The sequence below is a fragment of the Runella limosa DSM 17973 genome (assembly GCF_000482465.1).
GTDB classification, from domain to species: Bacteria; Bacteroidota; Bacteroidia; order Cytophagales; family Spirosomataceae; genus Runella; species Runella limosa.
Genome location: NZ_KI519431.1, coordinates 85877 through 99239, shown reverse-complemented (window position 1 = coordinate 99239; position 13363 = coordinate 85877). Strand labels below are relative to the sequence as shown.

The 13363-nt window shown below is 44.9% G+C and carries 12 protein-coding genes; 4 read left to right on the top strand and 8 right to left on the bottom strand.

The features are described 5' to 3' along the window. The first annotated feature begins 10 nt into the window (after positions 1-10). Positions 11-469, top strand: coding sequence for a DUF6252 domain-containing protein (locus K339_RS0130620; RefSeq protein WP_028526997.1), 459 nt, complete (start codon positions 11-13; stop codon positions 467-469). 106 nt (positions 470-575) lie between these two features. Here the strand turns inward: K339_RS0130620 and hemL are convergent, their stop codons facing one another. The 6 genes from hemL to K339_RS0130590 all read right to left on the bottom strand — a co-directional run bounded on the left by hemL (position 576) and on the right by K339_RS0130590 (position 7831). Continuing rightward, positions 576-1865 carry a glutamate-1-semialdehyde 2,1-aminomutase gene (gene hemL, locus K339_RS0130615; RefSeq protein ID WP_028526996.1) on the bottom strand — a complete coding sequence of 430 codons (1290 nt, stop codon included), beginning with the start codon at positions 1863-1865 and terminating at the stop codon, positions 576-578. 135 nt (positions 1866-2000) lie between these two features. Beyond that, positions 2001-3707, bottom strand: coding sequence for an ABC transporter substrate-binding protein (locus tag K339_RS0130610; RefSeq protein WP_051398378.1), 1707 nt, complete (start codon positions 3705-3707; stop codon positions 2001-2003). Between the two features lie 230 nt (positions 3708-3937). Then, positions 3938-5686, bottom strand: coding sequence for a phospho-sugar mutase (locus K339_RS0130605; RefSeq protein ID WP_028526994.1), 1749 nt, complete (start codon positions 5684-5686; stop codon positions 3938-3940). Positions 5687-5888: 202 nt separating this feature from the next. Continuing rightward, on the bottom strand, positions 5889-6341 hold the full coding sequence (locus tag K339_RS35415) for a GyrI-like domain-containing protein (RefSeq protein WP_051398377.1): 453 nt from the start codon (positions 6339-6341) through the stop codon (positions 5889-5891). Positions 6342-6376: 35 nt separating this feature from the next. Further along, a complete protein-coding gene (locus tag K339_RS0130595) occupies positions 6377-6805 on the bottom strand; it encodes a VOC family protein (protein WP_028526993.1) in 429 nt (142 codons plus the stop codon). Between the two features lie 75 nt (positions 6806-6880). Then, entirely contained in the window at positions 6881-7831 is a 951-nt protein-coding gene (locus tag K339_RS0130590) for a helix-turn-helix transcriptional regulator (protein ID WP_028526992.1), read from the bottom strand. Positions 7832-7932: 101 nt separating this feature from the next. On the opposite strand from K339_RS0130590, the gene K339_RS0130585 reads away from it, so the two are divergent. From K339_RS0130585 to K339_RS0130575, 3 genes are all read left to right on the top strand, one after another. Beyond that, positions 7933-8388 (top strand): hypothetical protein, encoded by a 456-nt coding sequence (locus tag K339_RS0130585; RefSeq protein WP_028526991.1) that lies wholly within the window; start codon positions 7933-7935, stop codon positions 8386-8388. A gap of 202 nt (positions 8389-8590) precedes the next feature. Beyond that, positions 8591-9259, top strand: coding sequence for a DUF4386 domain-containing protein (locus tag K339_RS0130580; protein WP_028526990.1), 669 nt, complete (start codon positions 8591-8593; stop codon positions 9257-9259). 92 nt (positions 9260-9351) lie between these two features. Further along, the gene (locus K339_RS0130575) at positions 9352-10593 is read left to right on the top strand and encodes a DEAD/DEAH box helicase (protein WP_028526989.1); all 1242 of its coding nucleotides are present in this window, start codon (positions 9352-9354) and stop codon (positions 10591-10593) included. 15 nt (positions 10594-10608) lie between these two features. Here the strand turns inward: K339_RS0130575 and K339_RS36400 are convergent, their stop codons facing one another. Together K339_RS36400 and K339_RS0130565 are read right to left on the bottom strand one after the other, a co-directional pair. Beyond that, a complete protein-coding gene (locus K339_RS36400) occupies positions 10609-12489 on the bottom strand; it encodes a tetratricopeptide repeat-containing sensor histidine kinase (protein WP_051398376.1) in 1881 nt (626 codons plus the stop codon). Between the two features lie 31 nt (positions 12490-12520). Then, positions 12521-13237, bottom strand: coding sequence for a LytR/AlgR family response regulator transcription factor (locus K339_RS0130565; protein ID WP_028526987.1), 717 nt, complete (start codon positions 13235-13237; stop codon positions 12521-12523). Between the last annotated feature and the right edge of the window lie 126 nt (positions 13238-13363).

Genomic DNA, 13363 nt, shown 5'->3' with positions numbered 1-13363 from the left:
TATTGAAGCTATGAAACATCTTATTGGTATTTTATTGTGTTTGCTGGTTTTGGGAGAATCTTGCAACAAGAAAAGCGTCGAACCTGCCTTTTTTTTGAAAGCAACCATTGATGGAAACCTGTGGGAGTCGGCAACGGTGAGCCGTAGTTTGGGTGTAAAAAACCCAGATGGAACGCAAAATATTCTTTATTCAGGTCAAAAAAACAATAAAGAAGTATTGAGTTTGGTAATGTCTAAACAACCCTCAGCGACAGGTACTTATAATCTGGGAGTAGGCGGAGTTGGATTGGTGTTTTATTCACTTGATGCCTTTACTACGTACAGTTCTGGAAATTTGACGGGTAAAATGATCATTGAGTCTATTTCCGAAGAGGCTATCACGGGGAATTTTGAAATAGAGTTGATGGGAGGCTCACCTATTAAAACTGTTAGGATTAAAGAAGGTAAATTTAGTTTCCCTTTGAAATAATCAAACAGTCAGTAAAAAATAAACCCTGTTAGGGTATGTTTACTGGAGGACTAACTCCCACGAACACACCTATTTCTGTGCTCGTGGGGTATATCTTAATGAGAAGTTATAACACCTCTTTCAACGCTTCTTCGTTGGCCTCAATCAATTGTTGAACGTGCTGATCTTCAAGTGCGTACGAGAAAAATAAGCTCTCAAACTGCGAAGGGGCAAGGTAAATGCCGCGCTTCAACATGGCCTGAAAATACCGCCCAAACAACGCTAAATCGGAGGTTTTGGCCGAGTTAAAATCGGTCACGGGCTGGTCGGTCATAAACAACGTAAACATCGACCCAATTTGGTTGATGGTATAGTTCAGTCCGAGTTGTTGGAGTGATGCTTTGAAACCGTTTGTGATGGTTGTTCCCACCGTTTCGAGACGGGTATAGACTTCAGGATGACTGTCGAGGTAACGCAACATGGCCAAACCTGCCGACATCGCAATCGGATTTCCTGAGAGCGTACCTGCTTGATACACAGGCCCTGCGGGGGATACGCAGTCCATGATTTCACGCTTACCGCCGTAAGCACCTACAGGCATTCCTCCTCCGATGATTTTACCCATCGTGGTCATGTCAGGCACAATGCCAAAACGCTCTTGCGCGCCGCCTTTGGCCAAACGGAATCCTGTCATTACTTCGTCAAAAATCAAAACGATACCTTCTTTGGTACACAAGTCGCGGATGGCTTGGAGGTAGCCTTCGTTGGGCAGCACGCAACCCATGTTCCCAACCACAGGTTCTAAAATCAACGCCGCGACTTCGCCCTTGTTGGCTTCGACGAGGTTGGTAAGGGCGGCGAGGTCGTTGAAAGGAGCCGTAAGTGTATCGTTGGCGACGCCTTTGGTGACGCCTGGGCTATCAGGGACGCCCATCGTGACGGCTCCACTCCCTGCGGCAATCAAAAAACTATCGCCGTGGCCGTGGTAACAGCCTTCAAACTTGATGATTTTGTCGCGGCCCGTGTAGCCCCTCGCCACGCGAATGGCCGACATCGTAGCTTCTGTGCCCGAGTTAACCATCCGTACTTTTTCGACCGAAGGCACCATGCTAATAATTAGCTCGGCCATTTCAACTTCTTTGCGGGTAGGCGCCCCAAACGAGAACGAGTTTTGAATGGCATCCGATACGGCTTTTTCGATGAGCTCGTGGGCGTGGCCCAAAATCATGGGACCCCAAGAGTTGATACATTCGAGGTATTGGTTGCCGTCTTCGTCGTAGAGGTACGGGCCTTTGGCCGATTTAATAAAAATAGGGGAGCCGCCTACGGCACGAAAGGCACGTACGGGGGAGTTGACCCCTCCTGGGATGTATTGTTTAGCTTTTTCGAAAAGTGCTTGACTTTGAGTGATTTGCATTTCTGTTTTGGCAAAAATAATTGAGTTAATATTTTTTTTCTCGCAGATGTACTACCCGCAGATGAACGCAGAAGGAATCTGGGACAATCTGTGAAACACATCTGTTTCTTTCTGTGTGAACCTTATTTTCATTGGTTACTGAGCATTGACCCGCACCCACCTCGCATCGTCGATTTGGATAATGGGTACAACTTGGTTATCGTTGGAATGTTGGTAATTAAAACCCGACAATAAATAATCGTCGTCGTACGAACGAACGTCTAACCCGTTTCGTAGTTGGTTTTGGTATTTGTGGAGCATTCGCCCAAAAAACAACACGAGGTCGTATCCCTGCAAGGCATAAATTGACGGAACGGTATTGCGTTTTGAAAAATACAAATTCTGGAAATCACGGACTTGGGATTTGGCAATATCAATGAATTCGGTATCAATGATATAAATAGGTCGGTTGTTGAAGGCATTTGCCCCAACTCCGCCTACATTAAAAGCCGTAGAGTTAGCAAGTAGTGGAACGTTGATCTGACGTTTTTCCATCAAAGCCAAAATTTTGTTTCCATCGTTTTCATTACTACTAAAAACGGCAATGTGCCCTGGTTTGTTTACGCTCGAAATGGTCGCAGTGCTGTCTAGTTTTTCGCGGGTACGACGAAAATCCGACACCTGATAGCCGGAAGCGGTGGCTTTGGTGCGGTAAGCTGCGGCCAACGTGGAGTCGCGGCGAGAACTGCCGTAATAGATGGCTACTTTTTTGGAAGTAGCAGCGGGCAACGACCGCATATAATCAAAACTTTGAGACGCCTGACGTTCAAAAGAAGGTTGCAACAAAAGCGTGTTGGAAAAATTCGCACTTAGGTCGGTCACGAGCGAAGTGGGGTGAACGTAAAAAATGCCATTGCTTTGGGCAAAATCAGCGGCAAGTTTGGCTGGCTCGCTGTAAACGGGGCCAACGATGAGGTCGGTTTGGGCAAAATTGGTATTGTTGACCACATTTAGCATATCTTCGGGGTCGCTGCCTATGTCGTAGGTAAACATATTCACCAAAATTCCTTCTTGTTGGAGCTTGGCTTTGGCGAGTTTCATCCCTTCGTACATGTCGTAAGCAAACTGATTGCTACGAACGCGCTGGTTGGGCGAAAACTCCTTTACTTTAAATGGTAGAATGACTGCAATGTTATAATATCCCTTTGACTGACTATTGGTGTTTTTTTTCATCGGCGTCACGTCGTTGACAGGCTTGGTGGGAGCAATACCAAATCGATTCGTAAGGTCATCAGACAGTTCCAAATCGGCTTTGTCGTTGGAGGTTCGTTGAATAACGTCAATCAACCGAAGGGCAACAATCTTGTCGGAAGGGTGTTGCTGATTGAGCTTTTTTAACAACGCTAAGTCTTGAACGGGGTTGATATACACGCGTTTGAGTGGTTCTACGTCCTTTTTGACCGACACATTGGTGATTTCAGATAAGTACTCCAAGGCTTTGTTGTACTGCTTGTCCCGAAACGACAAATCGGCGAGCAAATACGACACTTCGTCCATTTTTTTCCATTCAGGAAAGCGTTCCCTCAGTTGGAGCAACATTTGTTGACTTTCGAGGGGGCGGTTGTTTTTGAGGGCCGCCAAGCTGTAATAGTATTGGGCAAAAGGAACCAGACCATGTTGGTATTTGCGGGCCGTCAACAGCAGTAAATCAGCCATGGCAAGGTTGTATTCGCCTGTTTTATAGAGTGCTACGGCACGTTTATAGTCGCGTTCGTAGTTGGCATCTTGGGCCAAACTTTTGAACGAGAGCGTTACCCCAGCCCACAGGGTAAGACACCATAGTAAGGTATTTATTTTCCTCATTACGAGTTGATTAGGGTTTGTACGTTGTATATGGTAGAATTTGGTTGGGTGTAAAAATACGGAAGAACCTCTAAAACAAAAAAGCCAACTCGCTATATGCGAATGGCTTTTCTCACACTTAACCTATGATGAAAAGCCCCAGGTTTTAGCTGGGACTCTAAACGTAACGTGAATATACGGCAAATTATTTTATCTGCCCAAAAATTTTTAAAAAAAATTATTATTTGGTCTTATTTCAATCCCAATTCTTCCCCGATAGAGGCTACTTTTTGTTTCAATGAAGCGTAAACCGCATCAAACTCTTCGTTGCTGTTGAGTGGTGCTACGACGCCTACATAAAACTTGATTTTAGGCTCTGTACCAGACGGGCGGCAGGTAAACTTCGTGCCATCGGCGGTAAAGAATTGAAGTACGTTCGACGATTCGATACCCATACTTCCCGAAGGAATGTCAACCGTCGTGCTGTTTTCGGTACGTTTCAAAAACTTATAATCGTCGATGCGAACCACGGGCGAGCCTGCCAACGACTGCGGAGGATTGGCGCGGAAGTCGGCCATCATTTGCTGGATTTCTTCGGCCCCCGCTTTTCCTTTTTTGGTCAATGAAATGAGCCCTTCGTAGTAGAAGCCAAATTGTTTATAGACTTCCATCAGCATATCAAACAAGCTCAAGCCTTTGTCTTTGGCGTAGGCCGTCAACTCGGCAATCATTCCGCAACTAGCAATGGCATCTTTGTCGCGCACAGCATCTCCGATGAGGTAGCCATAGCTTTCTTCGCCACCACCGATAAACTGTTGTTGTCCTTCTAACTCTCTGATTACTTGGGCGATGTACTTAAAGCCCGTGAGCGTATTGTAGCAATAAACGTCATAACCCGCCGCCATTTTATCGATGAGGTCGGTGGTGACGATGGTTTTACACACAAACTCTTTACCCGTCAATTTACCCGCTTCTTTCCACGCTTGGAGGAGGTAATAAATGAGCAATGTAGCGGTTTGGTTGCCGTTAAGGAGCTGAATTTCACCGTGGTGATTTTTAACGGCTATTCCCACGCGGTCAGCGTCGGGGTCGGTGCCCAGTACAAGGTCAGCGTCGATTTCTTTGGCTTTATTCACCGCCATCGACATTGCTTCTGACTCTTCAGGGTTGGGATACACTACCGTTGGGAATTGGCCGTTGCCGCTGGCTTCGGCTTGCTCGGCAATGACGGTCACGTTTTCAAAGCCCATTTTTTGGAGCAACGGCGGTACCAACGTCACGCCCGTTCCGTGGATGGGCGTAAAGACAATTTTAAGGTCTTTTTGGCGTGCAATGGCGTCTTTAGAAATAGAAAGGGAGACGATTTGGTCGAGGTATTTTTCGTCCACTTCTTTGCCAATGAGGTGAATTTTAGAGCTATCACCTTCAAACTTAATGTCGTCAATCGACTGGATTGCGTTTACTTCTGCAATCACATTGCGGTCGTGCGGGGCTACCACTTGCGAGCCATCGTCCCAGTATGCCTTGTAGCCATTGTACTCTTTAGGATTGTGAGAAGCCGTCACGACAACGCCGCTTTTACAGCCCAAAAGACGGATGGCAAAGCTCAGTTCTGGCGTAGGGCGAAGGGCTTCAAAAAGATACACATCAATGCCGTTGGCCGAAAAAATATTGGCAGTTACTCGCGCAAACTCATCCGATTTGATGCGGCTGTCGTGGGCAATCGCCACACTAATGGCTTCTCCTGCAAAATTTTTGTTGAGGTAATTGGCCAACCCTTGCGTAGCTGCCCCGATGGTGTATTGGTTCATCCGATTGGAACCCACGCCAATCAGACCGCGCAAACCTCCTGTTCCAAATTCTAAGTCTTTGTAAAACGAATCGGTAAGTTCGGTACTATTTTCTTGGTCAAGGAGTTGTTGGATCGTTGATTTTGTATCAGCATCGTAATTTCCGCCAAGCCATTGGTCTATTTTGGTTTGTACAGCAGCTTCGAGCATGGTAGGTTTAAGTTTTTGGAGGTTATAGAAAAAATCAATTGTTAGAATCTGATTGTGAACGGACAAATTTACTAACTCAGCCGAATCTTGCAAGTGAATCGAAAAGTTATGTCAAATTATTGAGGGGGAATGCGGTTACAAAAAAGAACCTCCCGAAAGTTTTTAACTTTCGGGAGGTTCAAACACTCAAACTATATTTATTCTATAAAATCCCAATTTGCACCTCGGTGACGTTGTTTTCGCTGTTTTCAAAGTCCATCATCACATAGAGTTCGCGGTTGGCACCACTCAATTGCAAGCCTTGTGAATGGATGAAACCCATGGCTTTTCCATACACCTGAGGAAGCTCTTCCCAAGGGCCTTCGTGTACAAGCGATACGCACTTGAAAGGTAGAATGGTTTGAAAGGCAAAGCGACCAGAAGGCACTTCTTTGCCTTGAACGGGTAACACAATGTCGAGGGTAAAAACCGTGTCAGGCTTACCGTCCAAACCTACGTAATTCCAGTGGATAGGCCCCGTTGGAAGTAAATTTAGTGCCGCTGCTTCGCGGTATAAATCTTGGGCAACGTGCCCAACGAGTGTTCCTAACTGTGGAAGTGTCGTTTGGGTCGTAAAGACGAGGGCAGTGAACGGTTTGGTATATTTGTTATTCATGGCTGTTGAAAAAAAGTGGGGTAATAGCTGCTAAGTTATTTTTGGGGATAGTCGTAATTCACCATCCATTTGACGCCAAACTTATCGGTAAAAGCACCAAAGTAGGCATTCCAGAACGTGTCTTGGAGGGGCATTTCAATTTCTCCGCCTGCCGACAAGCCGTTGAAGAGGCGTTCGGCTTCCTCTTTGCTGTCAGTTCCGATAGAAAGAGAAATATGGTTGCCAATGTTGACCGTATGGCCAGCGCTTTCGAGGGAGTCAGTGCCCATTATCACATAGCCAGGCGCAATTTCGTAGGTAATGTGCATGATTTTTTCTTGCTCATCGGCCGACATGTTTTCGCCGCCAGGGATGTCATTAAAGCGTTGAAGTCCAGCGAACTCTCCGCCAAAAACTGATTTGTAAAAAAGGAAAACTTCTTCGGTGTTTCCCAAAAAACTGAAGTAAGGATTAATTGTTGTCATGGCTTGTTGTAGGTTAAATAATGTGTTGTTTTATTTGACACTACAAAGGTAAAAGGCCGTGGTGACAACAGTATGTCAGTAGGGTTGCAGATAGTGTTCGGCCATTTCCGAAACGATGTCGCGCATGGTATCTTTGAGCTTTTGAGGGCCTTCGACGTTGATGTGCTTACCGTACGACAGCAGCCACCGACCAATGCCTTCGTAGTACTGGGTCATGAACGTCATACGGACGTATTTGCCTTGGGTTTCTTCCGAAATAAACCCCCAACTGTACTTTTGTTCTTGCATAAAAACCGCCGCACCACGGTGTACCCAAACGACCGTTTCTTCTAATTCTTCCTGTACTCGAAGGCGACCAAGGTAAGCTTGAAGGGTCAACAGGTTTTGCTTTTGGAAAAACTTCTCGGTATTGATTAATTGCTGAATGCGGTCGGTACGAAAATCGCGGTAGTCTCCCCGAAGGCGGCAATAGCCAATCAAGTGCCAATGTGAGTTGTAATAAACAAGGCCAATGGGCTCGATTTCGCGCTGCGTAGCTTGTGGCTGATAGTTGGATACGTAATCAATTAACAAAACGTGTTGGCGCACAATGGCCTGCTGAATTTGATTGAGCAAATGCTCCGAAAACGGCTGTTGACGGCGACGGTTCAAAACGGCGACTCGGCTATCGAGGTCTTCGAGGTGTTCTTTTTCCGAACGTTTAAGCACGGACTTGATTTTGTAAAGTGCCGATTCAAAACTTTCATTGAGCGAAGCATCGCCCATTTTACTCACCAGCTTGGCCCCAAAAAGCAAAGCGCTCGCTTCTTCGTTGGAGAACATAACGGGCGGTAAGTGGTAATCTTCTAAAAAATAGCCAATGCCCGCCTCGGCACCAATGGGAACGCCCGCTTCTTCGAGGGCGCGTATGTCGCGATACACGGTACGAAGGCTAATTTCAAAACGGTCAGCGATTTCTTGGGCTTTCACTACGCGCTTAGATTGCAATTGGATCAAGATGGCCGTAAGGCGGTCGATGCGGTTCATTGTTTTAAAAAAATGCGCTATACTTGTACGGAGAGACAACTTCTCGAAAGTTCTAGAACTTTCGAGAAGTTCATTTAAGGCTAAAAATACGAAAAAAAGCGATGAAATTACGCTATTTCCTACCCATTTTTCTATTCATAGTGCTAGGCTGTAACCGTCCTGCCGAGAATGTTGACGAGGCCCAAGCCAGACTAACGGCGGTGTCTAAATGGCAAATTCAAGAAATACTGATGGATGAAGCCCCTGTCTTTAAAGAAGGTAAGCATATTCCGCACATCAGCGGGGTGCAGTTTGACGAGTACATGGATTGGGTACGTTTTTTGCCCGATGGTACGTTTGAGGGGCATTTCAAAGGAGCGACCGAAAATAAACGTTTTCAGTGGGAAAAATACCAAAAACAAAATGTCATTGCCTTGCGTGATACCGTGGCTAAAACGGGCGGTTGGAACATTTATCCGCGCAACGTGTATGAAGATGCGTTTGAGATGGAAACGCGAAGTACGCTCTATGACCCTCCCCGCATGACAAAATTGACGTTGAAGTTTAAGAAGTTATAAATGTGCAGGTTGCTCACAACCTCCATTTTCTGCGGTTTTCGTTTGGTTGTGAGCAACCAAACTCACGGAAGTGTGCAGGAGGTTGCTCACAACCTCCCGATTTCGTCGATTTTCTCAAAGCCATTCATTTCTTACCCAAAGTTAATGAATTGTACCAAAGCGAGCCGATAATTTTGTGCCCAACATTCAAAAAATAAAGTGTATGGGATTTACAAAAAATCGGGAGCGCTCAATGGCGCTTTGGGCAGGTAGTTCGTTGATTTTGATGGCCTTATTGGCGGGAGTTGGCTACGGTTATGCGTTTGAAACCTTGTACGTAGAAGGAGATACGTTGGCGACTTTTCAACAATTTAACCAAACACCTTCGCTCGTATATTGGGTGGTAGCCACCTTCGTCGGGATTTTACTCTTGGATGTAGTGGTAGGTTGGGCGCTTTACGGCTTCTTTTACAGTACCAATTCACACTTGTCGATGCTGGCGGCGGTGCTTCGCTGGGTCTATTCGCTCTCGCTCGGTGCGGCGCTACTTCCGCTGCTCCCTTTGTTAGATTCAGCCAAAATGCCAAAGGCAGCGGAGGTCATGGCGCATTTAGAAGATTTCTTGCGGGTGTGGTCGTTGGGGCTAATTTTGTTTGGAGTTCACTTGTTGGTGTTAGGGTATTTGATTTTAAAGTCGCCTAAAATCCCAAAATGGCTTGGTTCTATGGTCTGTTTTGCGGGAATTTGTTACGTGGGCATTCATGCTGCCCAACAGATTATAGCTGATTTTTCGGTTTATCGTAAACAAATCGAAGGGATTTTAAGCGTTCCCATGGCTTTGGGCGAACTTTCTTTGGCCATTTGGCTTTTGGTGAGAGGCGGAAAGGGGTAGGACAGGGCCTTATTGTGGTAAAAGAAAGGGGATAAGTAGATTATTGTATTAAAAACCCTATTTTTGTACTTTCACCTTTAATCACATCACCATTGACTTTCGACGATTTTGACTTTGAATATGAGCTTTTGGATGGGCTAAATGCCATGGGGTTTGATGAACCCACCCCCATCCAAGCGCAAGCAATTCCCGTTATTCTTGACAATAAAGACCTCATTGCCTGTGCCCAAACGGGAACGGGTAAGACTGCCGCCTACTTGTTGCCAATTCTGAATAAAATTATCATTGCACCCGACGAAATTCGGCATCTCAATACCCTTGTTTTAGCCCCTACCCGCGAGTTGGCCATCCAAATTGACCAACAAATCGAAGGCTTGGGCTATTTTACGGGCGTAAGTTCCATTGCCATTTACGGCGGTGGCGATGGTGCCGCATGGAGTCAACAACGCCGCGCTTTGGCCGATGGTGGCAATGTGATTATTGCTACACCAGGGCGTTTGATTGCGCTTTTACAGATGGGCGAAATCAACTTTAAGCACCTGCAACATTTGATTTTGGACGAAGCCGACCGTATGTTAGATATGGGTTTCTACGATGACATCATCAAGATAATCAGTTACTTACCTTCGCAGCGCCAAACACTTTTGTTTTCGGCAACCATGCCGCCCAAAATCAGAACGTTGGCCAAGACGATTTTGCAGAATCCCGAACAAATCAGCATTGCCGTTGCCAAACCTGCGGAGGGGATTCTTCAGCAGATTTATATGGCGTATGATGCCCAAAAAATACCGTTGCTAAAGCATATTTTGAAGGAGGGAAGCTACGAAAGCATTATCATTTTTGCTTCCACGAAGGAAAACGTAAAAAAACTCAATGAAGAGCTTCGGAAGACCAAAATCAAAGCCAAAGCGTTTCACTCCGACCTTGAGCAAAAAGAACGTGAAGAGATTTTGCGGGAGTTTAAAAGCAGGGCTTTGCCTATTTTGATTGGGACGGATATTCTTTCCCGAGGCATTGACGTAGAAGGAATTGATTTGGTCGTGAATTTTGACGCACCCCACGACCCCGAAGACTACATTCACCGCATTGGACGCACAGCCCGCGCGGCTACGACGGGTACGGCCGTGACGTTTATCAACGAAAAAGACCAAAAAAAATTAGCTGCTATTGAGCGACTTATTGGAAAGGAACTACCAAAGTTGGCATTGCCAGCAAGCCTCGGTGATGCTCCTGTGTATAAACCTGCGTCGCCCAACAAAAAACCTAAAAGCAACAAACGACCTTTCCGCCGAGGGGGGCATTCTAAAGGGCCTAAAAGTACCCCACAGGCATAAGAAATGAGGATTGTTTCAGGATAATGCCGCTGCTGGGCTTGTCCTGAAATAAAGCTTAAACAGCGTTCCTTGGTTGGGTTCACTGTTTACTTCAATACTTCCTTCGTTGGCTTCTACCAACTCTTTGACCAAGACGAGTCCCAGCCCCGTACCTTGTTCAAGGTCCGTTCCTAGTTTAGAAGAAGTGGTACTCAAGCGAAATAGGTTTGCCAAGCGCTCCTTAGACATTCCGATGCCCGTGTCACGGATTTCAACCATTAGTTTATCTTGCTGAGGATTTGCTTTGATGGAAATGCTGCCTCCTGAGTGGGTAAACTTAATGGCGTTTTGAAGTAAATTTCTAACAATGATGGCTAAATGATTTTTATCCGCCACCAAAGTGGTATTGTCGGAGACACTATTAATGACCTGAATGGATTTCTTGGTAGCGGCAGGAGATAATACCTGAATTTGGCTTTCGAGTAAGTCCAGCAAACGAATTTGCTCTTTGATTGGTTTAATACCTCCCATTTGAGAAACTGACCATTGGAGGAGGTTATCGAGCATGGTGCGTACTTGGCTGATTTCTTGTCCGAGATTGTTGGTCATTTGAGAAAACTCTTCTTGGCTCAACGCGCCCCAATTGGTGAGCATGACGTTGTTTTCGAGTATGCCCACGGGCGAGCGTAAGTCGTGCGAGAGAATGGCGAAAAGTTTGTCTTTGGTGGTGTTGAGGTGGGTGAGTTCTTTTTTTCGTTTTTGTTCTCGTTTATAAAAAAGCAATACTAATCCTGATAAAAGAACCAAAAAGGCCGCTACGGTAAAGTTCAAATTTCTATAAAACCGTTCTCTTTCAACCTCATTTTGTTTTAAAATCAAATTACGTTCGCCTTCTGTCCGAATGACTTTCCGACCAGATTCTAAATTAACCATGTTTTTATAGATTTTTGCATAAAGTTGGGTGTATTGTCTTTGACTTTCTAAACTCTTTTGGTATTGCCCAAGGCGTTCATACGTATTTGAGAGGATTTCGTAAGCGAGCATTTTTCTTATGTCAACCTGTTTATTTACGCTTGGTTTTTTACAAACTTGATTGGCGACTTCAATTGCCAAATCGTATTGCTCGATAGCTAAACAAATCCTTGCAATATCATCCGAAAAATAAAAGTTGGTGTTTTGGTCTATTTTAGGCAGTAGTTTAATAATCTTTTGTTTGTAAAGCTGTTTTTCCTGTTCTTTTCCTGGGATTTTGCTCAATACGTCATATAAATTTCCATAAGCGACTATTTTGAAAGTAGCAGAAGCGGTTCGGGTGTCCACATAGTTGACAAATTCTCTGCAAAATTTTAGGGCCTCTTTTATCTGCTTTTTTTCCAAGTACATCACTTTTAGCCATGGGTGAGGTTTAATAAAGGCAACCCTGAGTTTTTTGGCGTACTCAACCGATTTGAATAGATAGGTATATGCCTCTTCTTGGAAGTATTGGTGCTCGTATATTACCGCCAATTCATAACAGATGATGGCGCAGGCTTCGTCATCTTTTTCTTCTTGAGCAGAGCGTAACGCCTGTGAATACAGCTTGAAGGCTTTGGGTTCATCCAAGAGGGCATACATCTGGAAATGCGCTATTTCTATCAAAAAAGAAATGGTGCTTTTTCTATCCTCTATGCGTTCAGCGATGTTAAGCGCTCTATTATAGAGATTTATTGTGGGAATAGGTTTTTCATAATAGTCATCAATACGATGGGGAGCATTGCGCAGTACGTTGATTTTTTCGGTATCACTTTTGGCTGCATCAAACTGCTTGCTCAAACTGTCTATTTTTGGGGTAGTATGTTTTTTGGGTATATTACTTTGGGCTTGCGTTAGAAGGGATAGGCACGTTGTAAATGCAATGGCAACAAAGACGGAACGCATTTTGATGGGTTTCAATGGGCTGTTTTGGAATTTATTTATTTCTGCTAAGGAGTTTGCCTTCAAGGTGTTTGCGATTGATAAGGCTGCGGTATTGCTCTCCAATAGGGATTTTTTCGTTATTGTTCAAAATAATATCGTCTTTGGTGATGGTCATAATCGCGGCCCGATGCACCAGATAAGAGCGATGTACCCGCAGAAACACGTCACCTTTGAGTTGTTCTTCGATTTTAGAGATAGAAAGCAGCGGACTGTAAGTGTGAGTAGGAGTGACAATGTGCAAAAAATGCTCTTGTGCTTTCATGTAGAGCACTTCATGGTAGGCTATCTGCGCGTAATTGTGCCCGTCACGCACAAAAAAATAGGGAGCGATAGTAATGTCTTCAGGCTGGCTAAGTAGGCGTTTTCGGACTTTTTCGATACTCAACAAAAAACGCTCAAAATTCAAAGGTTTAAGCAAAAAGTCCACTGGTGATACCTCGTAGCAGTCGAAGGCATATTCTTGGTGGGAAGTTACAAAAATAATAAGTGGTCCATTGGGGAGGCTTTTGGCTAAACCTATCCCCGAAATGTCAGGCATTTCGATGTCACAAATCAACAAGTCAATTTCCTGTTCGGTCAGTTTGGCATATGCTTCAAACGCCGATTCACAAATGCCCACCAACTTCAAAACGGGGTTCATTTCTACAAACTTACTCAAGGTCAAGCGCCAATTGGGGTTGTCGTCTATGATAAGAGTATTAATTTTCATGTACTAAAAAGTGGGTTTTATGAAGTAAAATGCCTGCTTGGTGAATTGCTGGTTTTTGGGCTATTTTCTCCGAGAGGGGGGCTTTACTTTTGGATATTCCAATGGTATGTTCAGCCTGTTACAAAG